This window comes from Pseudogracilibacillus sp. SE30717A, assembly GCF_037071985.1.
Lineage (GTDB): Bacteria > Bacillota > Bacilli > Bacillales > Amphibacillaceae > Pseudogracilibacillus.
The window spans coordinates 23,556-40,539 of record NZ_JAXHDF010000010.1 but is presented as its reverse complement, the minus strand read 5'-3'; the positions used below and the strand labels follow the sequence as shown (position 1 = coordinate 40,539).

The 16,984-nt window shown below is 36.1% G+C and carries 12 protein-coding genes and 1 pseudogene; 10 read left to right on the top strand and 3 right to left on the bottom strand.

The window, feature by feature from the left end:
• Nucleotides 1–62: 62 nt before the first annotated feature.
• Nucleotides 63–929, bottom strand: a complete 867-nt coding sequence (dat, locus tag SPD48_RS15690) for a D-amino-acid transaminase (RefSeq protein ID WP_336259076.1) — start codon at nt 927–929, stop codon at nt 63–65.
• 129 nt (nt 930–1,058) lie between these two features.
• Here dat and queG point away from each other — a divergent pair, with 129 nt between their 5' ends.
• The 3 genes and pseudogenes from queG to trmL all read left to right on the top strand — a co-directional run bounded on the left by queG (nt 1,059) and on the right by trmL (nt 3,309).
• Complete coding sequence (queG, locus tag SPD48_RS15685; protein WP_336259075.1) at nt 1,059–2,201, top strand: tRNA epoxyqueuosine(34) reductase QueG; 1,143 nt, start codon at nt 1,059–1,061, stop codon at nt 2,199–2,201.
• A 120-nt stretch (nt 2,202–2,321) separates the two neighbouring features.
• A pseudogene (locus SPD48_RS15680) lies at nt 2,322–2,801 on the top strand (amidase domain-containing protein); the annotation flags it as partial.
• A 34-nt stretch (nt 2,802–2,835) separates the two neighbouring features.
• Complete coding sequence (trmL, locus tag SPD48_RS15675; protein WP_336259074.1) at nt 2,836–3,309, top strand: tRNA (uridine(34)/cytosine(34)/5-carboxymethylaminomethyluridine(34)-2'-O)-methyltransferase TrmL; 474 nt, start codon at nt 2,836–2,838, stop codon at nt 3,307–3,309.
• 867 nt (nt 3,310–4,176) lie between these two features.
• Here the strand turns inward: trmL and SPD48_RS15670 are convergent.
• Nucleotides 4,177–4,794, bottom strand: a complete 618-nt coding sequence (locus SPD48_RS15670; RefSeq protein ID WP_336259073.1) for a YktB family protein — start codon at nt 4,792–4,794, stop codon at nt 4,177–4,179.
• 331 nt (nt 4,795–5,125) lie between these two features.
• Here SPD48_RS15670 and SPD48_RS15665 point away from each other — a divergent pair, with 331 nt between their 5' ends.
• The 5 genes from SPD48_RS15665 to SPD48_RS15645 all read left to right on the top strand — a co-directional run bounded on the left by SPD48_RS15665 (nt 5,126) and on the right by SPD48_RS15645 (nt 11,790).
• Nucleotides 5,126–7,981, top strand: coding sequence for a 2-oxoglutarate dehydrogenase E1 component (locus SPD48_RS15665; protein ID WP_336259072.1), 2,856 nt, complete (start codon nt 5,126–5,128; stop codon nt 7,979–7,981).
• Nucleotides 7,968–9,218 carry a 2-oxoglutarate dehydrogenase complex dihydrolipoyllysine-residue succinyltransferase gene (gene odhB, locus SPD48_RS15660; RefSeq protein WP_336259071.1) on the top strand — a complete coding sequence of 417 codons (1,251 nt, stop codon included), beginning with the start codon at nt 7,968–7,970 and terminating at the stop codon, nt 9,216–9,218. Before SPD48_RS15665 ends, odhB begins: the two co-directional genes overlap by 14 nt.
• A 97-nt stretch (nt 9,219–9,315) precedes the next feature.
• Entirely contained in the window at nt 9,316–9,561 is a 246-nt protein-coding gene (locus SPD48_RS15655) for a helix-turn-helix domain-containing protein (protein WP_336259070.1), read from the top strand.
• 153 nt (nt 9,562–9,714) lie between these two features.
• A complete protein-coding gene (locus tag SPD48_RS15650) occupies nt 9,715–10,371 on the top strand; it encodes an IS3 family transposase (RefSeq protein WP_336259069.1) in 657 nt (218 codons plus the stop codon).
• Between the two features lie 348 nt (nt 10,372–10,719).
• Nucleotides 10,720–11,790, top strand: coding sequence for an undecaprenyldiphospho-muramoylpentapeptide beta-N-acetylglucosaminyltransferase (locus tag SPD48_RS15645; RefSeq protein WP_336259068.1), 1,071 nt, complete (start codon nt 10,720–10,722; stop codon nt 11,788–11,790).
• Between the two features lie 620 nt (nt 11,791–12,410).
• Here the strand turns inward: SPD48_RS15645 and SPD48_RS15640 are convergent.
• A complete protein-coding gene (locus tag SPD48_RS15640) occupies nt 12,411–12,980 on the bottom strand; it encodes a beta-class carbonic anhydrase (RefSeq protein ID WP_336259067.1) in 570 nt (189 codons plus the stop codon).
• A 221-nt stretch (nt 12,981–13,201) separates the two neighbouring features.
• Between SPD48_RS15640 and SPD48_RS15635 the strand changes: the two genes are divergently transcribed.
• Nucleotides 13,202–14,935, top strand: coding sequence for an ABC transporter ATP-binding protein (locus SPD48_RS15635; protein ID WP_336259066.1), 1,734 nt, complete (start codon nt 13,202–13,204; stop codon nt 14,933–14,935).
• A gap of 21 nt (nt 14,936–14,956) precedes the next feature.
• Nucleotides 14,957–16,972: an ABC transporter ATP-binding protein gene (locus SPD48_RS15630; RefSeq protein WP_336259200.1), complete on the top strand. Its 2,016-nt coding sequence runs from the start codon at nt 14,957–14,959 to the stop codon at nt 16,970–16,972.
• The last annotated feature ends 12 nt before the right edge of the window (nt 16,973–16,984 follow it).

Below are 16,984 nucleotides of genomic sequence, written 5' to 3'. Positions count from 1 at the left end.
GCAGAAATAATATAGATAATAAAAAAATTCCTACCTATAATTAGGTAGGAATGTATTTTTGCTTATTTAACTTTTTCTCGCTTTAACTGTGCATCAATTTCATATGCTTCCTGAAGTTTCCGAGAAATATCACCAGGTTTTCCATCAGCAATTTTTTTCTGATCAACTTCAACAATTGGTAATACTTCTGACATACTGCTCGTTAAGAACAATTCATCCGCTTCATGAATATCATCTAAAGTAAATGCCTCTTCAATGAATGGAATGTTTAAGTCGTTTGCAAAACGTTCTACAGCAATACGTACACATCCTTTTAAAATTCTATGTGTAGCGGGATGTGTATAAATCTTACCGTCTTTTACAAGAAAAACATTTGAAGAACCACATTCGGTTACACGTCCATCAAGATGAAGAATTGCTTCATAACAACCTTGCTCTAAAGCAGTTTGTTTCGCCAAAACGTTTGGAAGTAAATTTAAACTTTTAATATAACAATTTTGCCAACGTTCGTCTGGAAGGGTAATTGCTCCTACCCCATCTGCAATCCCTTCAACATTTCGAGGTTGATTTTCTAAATATGCATAAAAGTTCGGTTCAACATTTTCCGGAAACGTATGAATACGTTTTGCTGAACCTCTCGAAACCTGTAAGTAGACTAAACCATCCTGGTTCATATTGTTTCTTGCAATTAGCTCTGAAAGTAAATTTATTATTTCCGCTTTCGAATGTTTCAACTCGATTCGAATGGCATCAAGTGAGCGAAATAAACGATCGACATGCTCATCTAATAAATAAAGTCTGCCATCGTAAATACGAATTACTTCGTATACTCCGTCTCCGAAATGAAGGCCTCGTTCTTCATATGGAAAAGTCAAACTGTCCTTATGTGTAAATTTACCTTGTGACAAAATAATTGGATACATTGACATACTATTACATCCCCCTCATCTACAATAATATTTTACATCTTATTCGAGCGATTGTAAATTAGTTCATTTGTTGGGTTTATTCATGTATGATTTACATGGTAGTTTAACTTTTATAAGGAGGTGATTCGTTTGAATGTTGCCGAATTAAAGCAAGATATTATTTCGTATAGCAAAGAAATAGGGATTGATAAAATCGGTTTTACTTCTGCGAATATGTTTACAGAATTAAAACAACGATTAATAGAGCAAGAAAAACTGAACTATGCTTCGGGGTTTGAAAAAGGCACGATTGAAGAACGAACTGAACCGAAGAAATTAATGAGTGAGGCAAAGTCAATTATTTCTATTGCCGTTGCCTATCCGTCAAAAATTCAAGATCCTCCAAAAAATAAGTCAGGAGAACGTCGAGGGATTTTTTGCCGAGCTTCATGGGGAAAAGATTATCACTATGTACTTCGAGAACGTTTAGAAAAATTAGCTCAGTACATTCAAGCGAAAAATCCTTACTTTTCATATAAAATTATGGTTGACACGGGTGAATTGAGTGACCGGGCAGTAGCTGAACGAGCGGGTATAGGGTTCAGTGGGAAAAATACATTATTAATTACGAAAGAATTTGGTTCTTTTGTATATCTTGGAGAAATGATTACAAATATTCCATTTACACCAGATAATCCAATTGAGGAAAGCTGTGGAGATTGTCGTATCTGTATGGATGCATGTCCGACTGGTGCACTTGTTCAAGAGGGGCAACTGAACGCCCAAAAGTGTTTAGCATTTCTAACCCAAACGAAAGATTTTTTGCCGGATGAATTTAGGACAAAAATTGGGACAAGAATATATGGCTGTGATACTTGTCAAGCAGTTTGTCCATATAATAAAGGAATTGATTTTCATCTTCATCAAGAGTTAGAACCAGAACCTGAGGTTGCAAAACCACTTCTTCGTCCAATGTTACGGATGTCAAATCGTGAATTCAGAGAAAAATTTGGGCATGTTTCTGGATTTTGGAGAGGTAAAAATCCGTTACAACGGAATGCTATGATTGGGCTGGCACATTTTAAAGATGAAACGTCGGTTGACGAGCTGATTGAAGTAATGCAAAACGATGTTCGGCCAGTTATTCGAGGTACCGCAGCTTGGAGCCTAGGGAAAATTGGCACGAAAAAAGCTATAGAAGCGATTGAACAAGCTTCAGTGTCTGAACAAGATGAACGCGTATTAACCGAAATGAAAAAAGGATTACAGCTTGCAGAAGTAAATAATAGATAGCAAGATTATGCCGGTTCTCTCATACAAATAGATGAGAGAACTTTTTTTAGTTCAAGCTTTTAAGCTTTGCCCTTTTCTATCACTTTAGATATTGAGGAGGAGAAATATATGAATGGTTTTGTATACGATCGTGATCGGGCGGTAGAATATGCAGAAAAGTGGTGGAACAGTTATAACCCGGAATTCCCTCAATTTGACGTTGACTGTACTAATTTTATATCGCAATGTTTATATGCGGGAGGAGCACCGATGAGAGGAGAACCTGTAAGAGACCGAGGATGGTGGTGTCGATATAATAATTGGAGTTTCAGCTGGTCTGTTGCTCACTCGTTGTATTGGTATTTAAAAACATCAAAGAGTGGCCTTCAGGCAGTGGAAGTTTCGCGAGCTCAAGAACTTTACCCAGGAGATGTAATTTGTTATGATTTTGAAGGTAATAATCGCTGGGATCATAATACAATTGTTGTGACATATGATAACAGTGGAAACCCCTTAGTAAATGCTCATACAGATAATAGTCGGCATCGATTTTGGACATATACCGATTCAGCAGCTTGGACAACTAATATTAGATATGCTTTTTTTCGAATAAAAGGATAAAATATATCATTATATCGTACGAGGAGAAAATTTTATGGGATTACATATCGTCTTATATCAACCAGAAATACCAGCCAACACTGGTAATATTGCTCGCACTTGCCTAGCAACCAATACGTCTTTACATTTAATTCATCCACTAGGGTTTTCAACAGATGACAAAATGCTAAGGAGAGCAGGTCTCGACTATTGGAATGATGTAACCATTCATGAATATGATTCAATAAATGAACTGTATAAAAAATATGAGAAGGGAATATTTTATTATATAGAAAATTTTGGAACAAAATACTATTCTGATTTTGACTATAGTAATAAAGAGGAAGAGTTGTTTTTTGTTTTTGGCAGGGAAACGAATGGGATTCCTAAAGAATTGATAGAAGGTAAAGAAGACTACTGTCTACGTATTCATATGACCGACCAAGTACGCTCATTAAATTTATCAAATTCAGCTGCTATCATAATTTATGAAGCTTTAAGGCAGCAAGGTTTTCCATATGTGAAGTAGTATTCTTTAGTAATAACTCAACTATCGCACAAACAAAGTGAGTTCTAAAAGAGACGTGGGTTAGCTGGACCGCTTCGGCAGAATACTTCGCTTTCCGTGGGGACGGCTTCAGCCCCCTTGTCCCGACAAGGAGTTTGTCGACGTTGTCAGCAAAGACATTTTTAGTCGGCCATCATTAAATTATGCTGCGGGGTCTTCAGACTCGTGCTATTCCCACAGGAGTCTACGTATTATGCCTACGCTAGTTAGAATTTCTATAACAGCGTTATACACGGAGACTCCTAGTTGCCTAATTTCGGTCACGTACTGTGGCCTACGCCAACACTTGGACGTCCTATCCGTCGTAGGAGGAAAGGCATCGGTGAGACTAGTGCGTAGTACGAAGTAGGTTCAACAGTCGGCCACAGTAAAGGAAACACTGTGAAAGCAAGCGATAGTGCGGCTTGAAAAGATGTACTTGGTGGGACGATCAATATGTAGTCCAAGATATCGCTCTTATGTCTGTGGTGAAAGTGCATTGTATTTTCGTAGTGAATCATACGCTTAACTTTTTAATAAGTTACTGCGCAGTTTATATTTTTTGTGGTATATTTATCTATTTTTCGCTGCGAAACCGTTAGTAATAAAAAATCGTCATGTAAAGAAAATCACATGACGATTTTATTATTGATTATTTTTTGGTACACCCGGTTTTGCTTCGTATGCAGAAGTAAAGCATGCAGTGATGAATGAAAGAGCAACAGCTAATATTAATACTAGTTTCATGAAATTTACCTCCCTAAAAACGAATAATAATTCTGGGTCTATTATACCTGCTTTGAATCTATTTGTGAACTCATACCCTATTCTTATCAATCAAAATGTCTTTTATTGATAACTTAATCGATAAAGTGGGATTAATTGTTCAAATGTTTGTTTTGCAAATTGAATAAATTCATTTCCATTCGCTAATACCGGATTTGTAGGGAAAAGTTGCTTTCCAACTAAAAACTCCGCTTTTTTAACATCACGTAATCTTTCTAAAGCGTTTTTTAAGTCCATTTGTTCAATTGCCTTGGCGTCTTTTTTAGTATGGTCTAAGGAAATAACATAATGGTCCGAACTTAAGTTACTAATTTCATTCATATGTTGTAAGAATGTATTCGCGATTTCCGTTTTGCGTGGTAACTCATAAATATAAGCGAGCCATATAAATACTCGGTCATCCCATAATCCTATTTGAAAATGAGGATGTTTTTTGTAGCCACGCTTATCCCCGGCAATTGCAAGCCATGTGTCATTAGGAGGATTTACAGTTCTCCTTGCATGTCTGGCGATATGCAAATACATTTCTGATCCAATCATTCCGGATAAATCTTCTGTCAGTTCATCGCCAATTATTCTGAATTTCGGCTGAATACGATCTTCGATTGCTCTTTTTCTGGGAAGTAAGCCTTCAATATGAAAAACATTAAAATCATCTGCTGTAAAACCGTCAAAAGTCATTTTTATTGTCCTTTCTACTAGTTAAGTCACGATTCATGCAGTAAAAAAATTAACTTAAGATTTCATTAATAAGGTTGGTATTTGCCTGGACAAAATTGATAGTCAAACCCATTGTTAAGAATAGCGTATCATGAAAATTAGAAAATATACATAAATTAGCGAGCTCGGCAACCAAAAATACCACTCAGGAACAAAAGGTAGCGCCTTCATTATAGTTTCATACCATTTAGGGGTTATTAGTTGCTCAACTTATCGTACAGTTCTATAATGAGAACAGAGTGGAAATTTCCGTTTAACATGGAAAAGTCAATATCTAATGGGGGTATAAGACGTGGCACAGAGTGCAGAACCTAGTGAAAAGTTTTGGCAAAAATTTTATGGTCCAAACATGGGATATGTAGAAGAACAATATGACCTATATAAAGAGGATCCCAATGTAGTAGATCCTACTTTGAAAGCAATGTTTGATGAACATGGTGCCCCTAAGTGGTTGGACCAGACTGGTGCAGACCAACACGTAAGTGGTGAATTTTCGACAAATGATGTCAGAAAAATCACTGCTGCAATGAAGTATTTAGACGCAATCCGTCGATTTGGTCATCTGGAAGCTGACATTTATGCAGTTGGCGGCTGGGATGAAACAACAAATCTATTAGAAGCGCAAACCTATGGTATTACGGACGAAGATTTAAAAGAGATTCCTGCGGCATGGTTATGGGACAAAGCACCCGCAAACTTGGAAACAGGATATGATGTAGTTAAATTTTTACGTAAAAAATATACTGGTAAAATATCATTTGAATATGACCATGTTAATAGTGATGAAGAAAGAAAATGGTTTTTAGATCGTATTGAATCAGGTAAATTTGAATTAGAATTATCTGATACTGAGAAAAAGCAATTATTAGATCGATTAATTCATGTTGAAGGTTTTGAGCAATTTTTACAAAAAACATTTGTTGGGCAAAAACGATTTTCGATTGAAGGATTAGAATCAATGGTGCCGGTACTTGATCAAATCGTTAAGTCAGCAAATAAAGATAAAATTGAAAATATCATGATGGGTATGGCACATCGTGGCCGTTTAAGTGTGCTCGCTCATGTGCTTGGCAAACCTGTTGATAAAATTTTTTCAGAATTCCATCATGCACCGGATAAGGAATTAATTCCTTCTGAAGGTTCCATGGGAATTAACTATGGTTGGACCGGAGATGTAAAATATCATTTCGGTGGAACGCGTGTTGTCAAGAATGATCAGGCGTCTACTCGCATTAAACTTGCAAATAACCCGTCTCACTTAGAATTCGTTAATCCGGTTGTTGCTGGTTTTACAAGAGCAGCACAGGATAGTCGAGATGAAAAAGGCTATCCAAAACAAGATCTTGATAAAGCAATTAGTGTGTTAATTCATGGAGATGCTGCTTTTATTGGAGAAGGAATTGTACCGGAAACGATGAATTTAAGCGGACTTGAAGGGTATCGTATAGGTGGAACGTTACACATTATTGCGAATAACTTAATCGGATTTACAACAGCTCGTAAAGAAGGCCGCTCTACTCGCTATGCAAGTGATCTTGCAAAAGGGTATGAAATTCCAATTATTCGTGTAAATGCAGACGATCCGATTGCATGTGTTCGGGCAATTCAATTAGCCTACGAGTATTCACATGAATTTAAGAAAGATTGTGTGCTTGATTTAGTTGGATATCGTCGTTATGGGCATAACGAAATGGATGAGCCAAGAGCAACTCAACCGAAATTGTATGCTGAAATCGATAATCATCCTACAGTAACTGAGATTTTTGCAAATGTGTTAAAAGGGCAGAATATTGTTAGTGATGATGAATTTAAAACAATGAAAGAAAAAGTCCAAACTGAATTACAAGATATTTATAACGGAATGAAAGAAGATAAATTATCAGGTATCTCTGAATTGAAAATGCCAGATGTTTTAGCAAACAGTATCGATCATTATGAGACAGCTGTTCCTTTAGAGGACTTGAAAAAATTAAATGAAGATTTGTTAAAACGTCCGGAAGGATTTAATGGATTTAAACGATTGGAAAGAGTGTTTAAACGCCGTAAAAACATCTTAGAAGAAGGACAGAAAGCTGATTGGGGCGAAGGAGAAGCACTCGCTTATGCTTCCATTTTAAAAGATGGAATTCCAATCCGTCTAACTGGTCAAGATTCTGAGCGTGGAACATTCGCACACCGTCATCTTGTATTATATGATACGGAAACTGGTGAGAAATACTGTCCAATGCATGGATTAGATGATGCAAATGCTTCATTTGCTATTCATAATAGCCCATTATCCGAAACAGCGGTGCTTGGATTTGAATATGGTTATAGTGTTCAATCACCTGATACATTAGTTATTTGGGAAGCGCAGTTTGGAGACTTCGCGAACGTAGCACAAGTAATTTTTGATCAATTTATTTCATCTGCACGTGCTAAATGGGGCGATAAGTCCAATATGGTTATGTTATTACCTCATGGATATGAGGGCCAAGGACCAGAGCATTCAAGTGCAAGGCTTGAACGTTTCTTACAAATGGCAGGGGAGAATAATTGGATTGTAGCAAATGTTACATCATCAGCACAATTCTTCCACTTACTACGCAGACAAGCAAAAATGCGTGACCATGAGGAAGCACGGCCTTTAGTAGTTATGTCACCTAAAAGCTTATTGCGTAATGAGCGAGTTGCATCGCCTTCGGAAGACTTTACAAATGGTAAATTTGAAGCATTACGAAATCAGCCAAACCTAAAGGTAAGCAAGAAAAATGCGAAACGACTTTTACTAGGTACTGGGAAAGTCATGGTAGATATTGAAGAAGCGATCGTGAATTCAGAGGAAAAATATGATTGGTTACGCACCTTACGCGTTGAACAGTTGTATCCATTCCCAATGGAACAATTGAAAAAAGAGATAGAGCAACTTCCAAACTTAGAAGAAATTGTTTGGGTACAGGAAGAACCGAAGAATATGGGAAGTTGGCGTTTTGTTTTAGAATATTTGCGCGAGCTGGTAGACGACGAAAAAATGATTCGTTATATTGGCAGACCAGAAAGAGCTTCTACCTCTGTAGGAGAGCCAAATGTTCACAAGATTATTCAAAACAAAGTCGTTACAGAAGCGATAAATCCAGCAAAGGGAGGAAATAGTAGTGAAGGAAATTAAAATTCCAGAACTAGCTGAATCGATTACAGAAGGAACAATTGCAGAATGGCTTGTAAAAGCAGGAGACAAAGTTGAAAAGGGAGATCCTGTTGTTGAGCTGGAAACAGACAAAGTAAACGTGGAAGTTAACTCAGATTATTCAGGAGTTATAGTTGAAGTTTTAGCTGAAGAAGGAGACGACGTAAGCGTTGGAGACGCAATTGCGAAAGTCGACGAGAATGCAGAAGCAGGAACAGTAAGCGAACCATCAACAGACGCTCCAAAAGAAGAAGCGAAAGCAGATGCACCAAAAGAAGAAACACCTGCACCAGCTGCTAGCTCTGAAGAAACGGTAGATAATTCAGGTGTTATTGCTTCACCGGCTGCAAGAAAATTAGCTCGTGAATTAAATATAGATTTGACTAAAGTAAAAGCACAGGATCCACTTGGCCGTATCCGTCCTGAAGATGTAGAAGCTGCAAATAAAGCAGCGCAATCTGCTTCTGCCCCAGCTGCCAAACAAGCATCAGCACCGGCATCGGCACAAGAATTTACTAAGCCTGTTAAAGTGGAAAAAATGTCACGCCGTCGTCAAACAATTGCAAAACGTTTAGTTGAAGCACAGCATAATTCTGCTATGTTAACTACATTTAATGAAGTAGATATGACAGCAGTAATGAATATGCGTAAAGAGCGTCAAGAAAGTTTTGTCGCTAAAAATGATATTAAATTAGGTTTCATGTCATTCTTTACGAAAGCAAGTGTTGCTGCATTAAAAGAATTTCCATTACTTAATGCGGAGATTGATGGAACGAACCTAATTATTAAAGAATACTACGACGTTGGTATTGCAGTATCAGCACCTGGAGGATTAGTAGTACCAGTTGTTCGCGATGCAGATAAATTAGATTTTGCTGGAATTGAACGTGAAATCGTTCGTCTTGGTACAAAAGCTCGTGATAACCAGTTAGGTATTGATGACTTACAGGGCGGTTCATTTACGATTACAAACGGTGGAATTTTCGGATCTATGTTATCAACACCGATCTTAAACGCACCGCAAGTCGGAATTCTTGGAATGCATAATATCGTTAAACGTGCAGTGGTTATGCCTGATGATACAATCGAAGTACGTCCAATGATGTATTTAGCATTATCCTATGACCATCGTATCGTAGATGGTGCAGAGGCTGTACAGTTCTTAGTTCGAATTAAACAAATGCTTGAAGATCCATACGATTTATTACTTCAAGGGTAATTAATATAAATAGAAATCCCTCTTAGAACTGATATGCTCCCCTATAGGTAGACAGATTAAATAAATAAAATCTGATTACTTATAGGGGAGCTTTTTTATGTCAAATAAAAGAAGTCGTTCTTTAAAAGAAAAAGTTGAAATATTGAAAGCTTATGAATCGGGGAATCATTCTTTAAGTGAATTATACGATCTTTATAATGTATATCCTAGTTCAATTAAGGACTGGAAATATAAGTATGAAAGGTATGGGATATTTATGCAACTCTTTAATTTCTTCAAGAATTTTTTCGTTCAATCGTTCTTCTGGAGAAGGTATTCGTTTATCCCATTTATAGTACGATGAACGTGCAATAACGGCTATTTCACATAATAAAGATATATTAAACCCTTCATCTTCATTTAGTTCTTTGATTGCTAAATACTTATGTTCTTGACGAAATTTACTTAAGACCGCCTCCTTTCTAGTTCCTCCAACTTTTTTAAAAACGTATTCTCCGTGACACTGTATATAAATCGTTTATTTAAAAATAGCTATAACAAAAAGAGAATCCGAAGGATTATGAAAATCGCAGGCATAGAATCTGTTATTAGAAGGAAAAAGAATCGATATGTAAAATCTACTCCGCAACATGTTGCGGAAAACACGCTAAATAGAGACTTTACAGCAGAAAAGCCAAATCAGAAATGGGTAACAGATGTTACTAAATTTAAATATGGTCATTCAAAGAAAGCCTATTTAAGTGCTATTTTGGACTTATATGATAACACTATTGTCAGCTATGTAGTTGGTCATTCAAATAATAATCAACTTGTATTTGAAACATTGGATAATGCCATCCAAACATTATCGGCAACAAAGCCATTAATCCATAGTGATCGTGGATATCAGTATACTTCTTATCAATTTAAACGGAAAATTGATGAAGCAAAGATGACACAAAGTATGTCAAGGGTCGGAAAGTGTATTGATAATGGACCAATAGAGGCATTTTGGGGAACAATAAAATGCGAAAAATATTATTTAAATAAATATGATACTTTTGAAGAACTCGTAAAGGCAATAGATGAATACATATATTTTTTCTATTACGAACGATTACAAGAAAGCTTAAACGGCCTTAGCCCCATGGAATTTAGGGATAAGGCCGCTTAAGCTCATTTTATTATTCCACTGTCTACTTGACAGGGAGCAGTTCAAACTTCTCGTCTAAGTGGGATTTTTTATAGGCTGTCAGAATTGGTGCGAATTTTCAATAGCTTCGCTATCATCTTTTTCCAAGAGCAACATCGACGAAATATACAACATCGTTTGTTTTTTAAGCCTTGTCTTTGAGGTGGCCGTTTTTCGTGTTTTTCTATTAGATTAACGGTGAGAGCGACCATGAAAAGCGAGTAAATTAAATTTATCTCTTTTATTATCACTCTCATTTCAAGTAATATATAATGGAGTGTAGAATAAAATTGTAAAGTGTGATTGTCTATGAGGAAAGGAACTGCTTACATGAAACAAAAGCGTATATTATTTACTGGTGGAGGTACTGCAGGGCATGTAATTGTAAATTTGGCTCTTATTCCACATTTTCAGAGAGAAGGATGGGCAATTGATTATATCGGTTCTAAATCAGGAATTGAGCGTGATTTAATTAACCAGCTGCCAAATATTACATATCATCCAATCTCCACAGGGAAATTAAGGCGATATATGTCGGTTGAAAACTTTAAAGATCCTTTTAAAGTATTAAAAGGCACATTAGATGCTTGGAACATAATTCGTAAAACAAAGCCAAATATTATATTTTCAAAAGGTGGGTTTGTTTCTGTCCCGGTCGTAGTAGCGGCACGTTTGCGCAGGGTACCTACGATTATTCATGAGTCAGATATAACACCAGGGCTTGCGAATAAATTAGCTACCCCTTTTGCAAAAAAAGTTTTGACAACTTTTAAAGAAACTGCCAAATACTTGCCTGATAAAAAAGCAGAGCATGTTGGAGCAGTTGTTCGAGAAGAGTTGTTTCAAGGGAATAAAACACGTGGATACGAGGTAACAAATCTTACGCCAGGTAAACCAATCATCCTAATTATGGGTGGAAGTATAGGGTCTAAAAAAATTAATGAAGCAATCCGCTCTAACTTGGACTCATTATTAAAAAGATATCAATTTATACATATTTGTGGACGTGGTAATGTGGACCCGTTACATCAAAGAAAAGGCTATGTTCAATTTGAGTATGTAAACGAAGAATTAAAAGATATTTTCGCAATAACAGATTTTGTTATTTCAAGAGCGGGAGCTAATGCTATTTTTGAATTTTTAGCATTGGATTTACCAATGTTATTAATTCCTCTATCTCTTGCCGCTAGTCGAGGAGATCAAATTGACAATGCAAAGTCATTTAAAGAGAATGGATTTGCTCATGTTTTGCCAGAAGAAGAACTGACACAAGAAAGATTATTAGATGAAATATATGCTTTAGAACAAGCAGCTGTTACGATCAAGGAAACCATGAAGCAATATTCAAGTGAAGAATCACGGGATAAAGTAATCCGAATGATAGAGAAAATGGCAAAATAAGTAGAAAAAACTGCACCTTCTTTATGAAACGTGCAGTTTTTATATATTACAGCTAGAAATAAAACTATATTCCAAGATATATCTTGTCGTATTTGATGAAAACTGTGCAGTAACTAAAATTTATGAGCTGATCAACCGCTGCAGAATATGTTTCGCTTTCCATGGGCGGCTGTTGAGCCCCCTTGTGCTACGCACTGCGTAGTCTCATCTAGGCCTATACTCCCATAGGAGTCTCCACATATTTCCTTCGCTGGGACGATCAGTGTTGAACAACAATACTATATATTAAATAAAATTTAACGTGCTAGCGCAGGAAAAATACGAAGACTCCTGCAGGAACAGCGCGAGTCCGAAGATCCCTGTAGCTTCTCGTTAACGAGAAGTTACAGAAGCTGAGGCCGTGCCTGCGGAAAGCGAAGTATTTTTCCGAAGCGGCTTCCGGAAATTAATAAAGTTGACATCATTACGTCGCAGTCTACGTTTTTGGTGTAAAACTGCTTTATCATGATAAGGTTGTCAATATATCAAATGGAGGCATTTTTGAGTTAATCTACATATCTAACTCACTTTGTTGGTGCGAAAGTTGAGTATGTAATTATAAAAAGCATAGAGTTTTGGCTCTATGCTTTACGCTCATCAATAGAGATTGCGTCTACTTTTCCAGTGTTTGGATCGATAACAAGTCCATGTACAAGCACTCTAGATGGTAAAAGTGGATGCTCGCGAATAATTTCAACACTTTGAGCGATTGATTCTTCTACCGTTTCAAATCCATGAAACTCCTTATGAAAATCGACTCCAGAGTATTCCAACGCTTTAAAGGTTTCTTCTGTTATTCCTTCTTCTTCTTTCATCATATCCATTAATTCATTTGTATTCACACAGGACATACCACAATCATGATGTCCTATAACTACAATTTCTTCTGCTTGAAGTTTGTATACTGCTACAAGAATACTTTTAATGATACTGTCGAACGATTTACGAATGATTGCCCCTGCGTTTTTAACCATTTTTACATCGCCATTTTGGATGTTTAAGGCTTTTGGCAATAACTCTACAAGCCTTGATTCCATACAAGTAAACACAACCATTTTTTTATTAGGAATCGAATTCGATAAAAATTGTTCATAATTTTTGTTTGCAACAAATTGTTTATTATACTCCAACATTTTTTGAATTCGCATCATTAGAACCCCTTTCGATGCCATATTTTATATAATAAAAGTTATTATATCATACCGTACAGAAAGTCCAAGCAGTAAGCAACTATAAATCAAAATGCATATTGACAACATTTAATGAACGATTATAATTAGATTGGAATAATAGGAAAATATTAGGTATTATACTAGAATCAGAGAGTGCACGAAATAAACGTGCTTTTTTGGTTAGATGAGTAGGTGAAAAAATGTTTGATGTATTGGTAAAACTAGATTGGTTTTTCAAAACCTATTGGAAACGATATGTATTTGCAATTACTGCATTAATTATCGCGAGTGCAATTGGATTATTACCTCCCAAGCTATTAGGGTATACAATTGACCATATTCGATTCGATTCATTAACGGAGCAGCTTTTACTGATGGTTGTGATTGTTTATCTTACCATCATTATTGTGCATTATATCATTTCATTTCTTTGGGATTATACATTATTTAGTGGAGCGGTTATCTTGGAAAGAAAGATGCGGAGTCGGTTGATGGGACATTTTCTTAAAATGACGCAAACTTTTTTTGGCAAGAATAAAACGGGAGATTTGATGGCGAGAAGTACGAACGATCTAAAAGCAGTTGCCCTGACCGCAGGATTTGGTATTTTAACATTAGTTGATTCAACGACATTTATGTTTATGATCATTGCGATGATGGGTTTTACAATTAGTTGGAAGCTTACACTTGCTGCGTTAATTCCTCTCCCTGTAATGGCAGTGATTATGAATAAGTATGGTTCGGTGATTCATTCCCGATTTATGAAAGCGCAAAATGCATTTGGAGATATGAATAATGAGGTTCTTGAATCCATTCGGGGAGTCAGAGTGCTTCGAGCGTTTGTACAGGAACGACAAGATGCAAAGCGTTTTAATGATATGACAGAGGATGTCTATGAAAAAAACATGGCGGTTGCACGCATTGATGCATTGTTCGAACCTACGATGAAAATATTGGTAGGGAGTTCATATACGATTGGATTAGGGTATGGTGCAATGCTTGTGTTTCAGAATACGATCACATTAGGTGATTTAGTTACATTTAATGTGTATCTTGGTATGCTGATTTGGCCAATGTTCGCGGTAGGTGAACTAATCAATGTTCTACAACGAGGAAACGCATCTATTGATCGGGTAAATGAAGTATTACGATATAAACCAGATGTTAGTAGTCCTAAAAATCCTATCGATGTTCCACAGTTAGAATCAATTCTTTTTAACAATGTTAAATTTTCTTATCCTTTCACCAAAACAAATCAATTGGAAATTAATCATCTTACCATTCATAAAGGAAATACGATAGGAATTGTTGGAAAAACGGGTGCTGGTAAGACGACAATTTTTAAGATCATGTTACGTGAATATCCGAATATTAAAGGAGAAGTTACATTTTCAGGAGTACCGATCGAGCAATTAGATGTTAAACAACTGCGAAACTGGATTGGATATGTGCCCCAAGATCAAATTATGTTTTCAAAATCGATACGAGAGAACATTCAGTTTGGAGATGAAAATGCAACTGATGAGGACATATATCGAGTGATGGAACTTGCTCACTTTTTAGATGATATAAAACAATTGCCGAAAGGATTAGATACGGAAGTCGGTGAAAGTGGTGTAACACTGTCAGGAGGACAGAAACAACGAGTTGCTTTAGCAAGAGCGTTTATAAAAAATCCAGAAATACTTATATTAGACGATTCCTTATCTGCAGTGGACGGAAAGACAGAAGCAAACATCATTGAACATTTAAAAAATGAAAGACAAGGAAAAACGACGTTAATTGCAGCTCATCGTCTATCTGCCGTTGTTCATGCAGACCATATTATCGTATTAGATAATGGAAAAATAATTGAAGAAGGGACACATGAAGAGTTATTACAGACGGATGGCTGGTATAAAGAGCAATATGATAAGCAGCAATTGGAACAATAGGAGGTGACAGCGATGAAAAGAATGTCTACAGAAAAAAGGTTATTACATTATGCTTCACATTTTAAGAAAGGGATTATATTAGGAATCATTTGTTTAATGATTGCGACGGCATTAGAATTGGCCGGTCCTCTTATTGCTAAAGTAATTATCGATGATCATATTTTGGGAATAGAGGGAACATGGCACGAAGTAAATGAAGAAAGTGACTATTCAGTTACCTATAATCAACAAAAATTTATAAGAGAAGAACGTCTGTCTTCTAAGCAAGAGTCACTAGGGAAAATTTCAATTGTTCCAGTAGATAAAGATTATTATTTAGTAAATGAGGAAGTACCATTAGAGGGGAAAAGAATTGTTCAGGATGGACTATTAACGATTGGTCGAGATGCACAAGTAACGATTCAAGCTGAAAAATTAACGCTAAATGAATTGTATCAATTTTTTAAACCGGAACAAAAACCAATTATCCTCTTATTATGTCTCTATGTTGGTTTACTACTCATTGCGGGTATTTTCCAATATTATCAGACATACTTGTTACAGCAATCTTCCAATCAAATTGTGAAAAAGATGAGAAATGATGTGTTTTTGCACACACAGAAAATTCCAATTGATTATTTTGTTGATCAACCAGCTGGAAAAATTGTAGCAAGAATAACCAATGACACAGAAGCCATTCGTGAATTGTATGAACGTGTTTTATCGATTGTTGTCACCCGAGTGATTTATATGGCTGGGATTTTGGTTGCGATTTATATTTTGAATCCAAAGCTCGCTCTTCTTTGTTTAATCATTATTCCAATTATTATTTTAATTGCTAGAGTGTATAAATATTTCGGCTCTAAGTATAATTTAGTTATACGAAAAACGAATAGTGAAATTAACGGAAATATTAATGAAGCGATTCAAGGAATGTCGATTATCCAAGCGTTTCAAATGGAACGTAAAACAAAACAAGAGTTTGAGAAATTAAACGAAGAAATCTTTACTCATCAAAGAAAGTTAGTAAAACTTAATGCATTTACATCGTTTAATTTAGTATCGTCAATAAGAAACCTTGCTTTTGTTTTATTCATTTGGCATTTTGGTAACTTTTCCCTTGAAGCGACAAGTGTCTTATCCATTGGTATGCTTTATGCATTAGTTGATTATTTAACACGTTTTTTTGAACCTGTTACTGCGATTGTTAATCAATTTCCGCTTATTGAGCAGGCGAGAGCGTCTGGAGATCGGATGTTTAAATTGATGGATGAAAAAGGTGAAGAAGTTATTAACGATGAGATTGGTCGGTATAAGGGAGAAATTACATTTCAAAATGTATCTTTTGCTTATCAGGAAAATGAATATGTATTAAAAAATATTTCATTTCACGTGAACGCTGGAGAAACAGCAGCATTTGTTGGGCATACTGGGTCAGGGAAAAGTTCTATAATGAATGTACTGTTTCGATTTTATGATCCACAAGAAGGTTTAATCACGATTGATGGTGTATCAACGAAGGAATGGTCAAGGCAACAAGTTAGATCTCATATGGGCATTGTATTACAGGATCCTTTTTTATTTTCGGGTTCGATTATTTCGAATGTTACAATGAACGACCCTACCATTTCTCGTGCAACAGCCATTCAAGCTTTAATAGCGGTAGGGGCAAATGAATTTATTGAAAAGCTTCCTAACAGCTATGATGAAAACGTAACGGAAGGTGGAAGTACATTTTCTCTTGGTGAAAGACAGTTAATTTCATTCGCTAGAGCTCTTGCATTTAATCCGGCAATCCTAATATTAGATGAAGCAACTGCAAATATTGACACAGAAACAGAACAAATTATCCAAGAAGCACTAGAAGTACTTAAAAAAGGGAGAACGACATTAATTATCGCTCACAGATTATCGACCATTCAAAATGCTGATAAGATTTTTGCGTTGGAACATGGTAAGATAAAGGAAACAGGAAACCATGAAACATTAATAAAAGAACGTGGAATTTATTATCAAATGTACGAAATGCAAAAAGGGAAGTCTCAGCAGGTTGGATAATGAGCGATTCAA

Coding starts and splice junctions, on each gene's coding strand:
- dat (WP_336259076.1), bottom strand. CDS start 929: ATGTCAATGTATCCAATTATTTTGTCACAAGGTAAATTTACACATAAG.
- trmL (WP_336259074.1), top strand. CDS start 2,836: ATGGGATTACATATCGTCTTATATCAACCAGAAATACCAGCCAACACT.
- SPD48_RS15670 (WP_336259073.1), bottom strand. CDS start 4,794: ATGACTTTTGACGGTTTTACAGCAGATGATTTTAATGTTTTTCATATT.
- SPD48_RS15655 (WP_336259070.1), top strand. CDS start 9,316: ATGTCAAATAAAAGAAGTCGTTCTTTAAAAGAAAAAGTTGAAATATTG.
- SPD48_RS15645 (WP_336259068.1), top strand. CDS start 10,720: ATGAAACAAAAGCGTATATTATTTACTGGTGGAGGTACTGCAGGGCAT.
- SPD48_RS15640 (WP_336259067.1), bottom strand. CDS start 12,980: ATGATGCGAATTCAAAAAATGTTGGAGTATAATAAACAATTTGTTGCA.
- SPD48_RS15635 (WP_336259066.1), top strand. CDS start 13,202: ATGTTTGATGTATTGGTAAAACTAGATTGGTTTTTCAAAACCTATTGG.
- SPD48_RS15630 (WP_336259200.1), top strand. CDS start 14,957: ATGTCTACAGAAAAAAGGTTATTACATTATGCTTCACATTTTAAGAAA.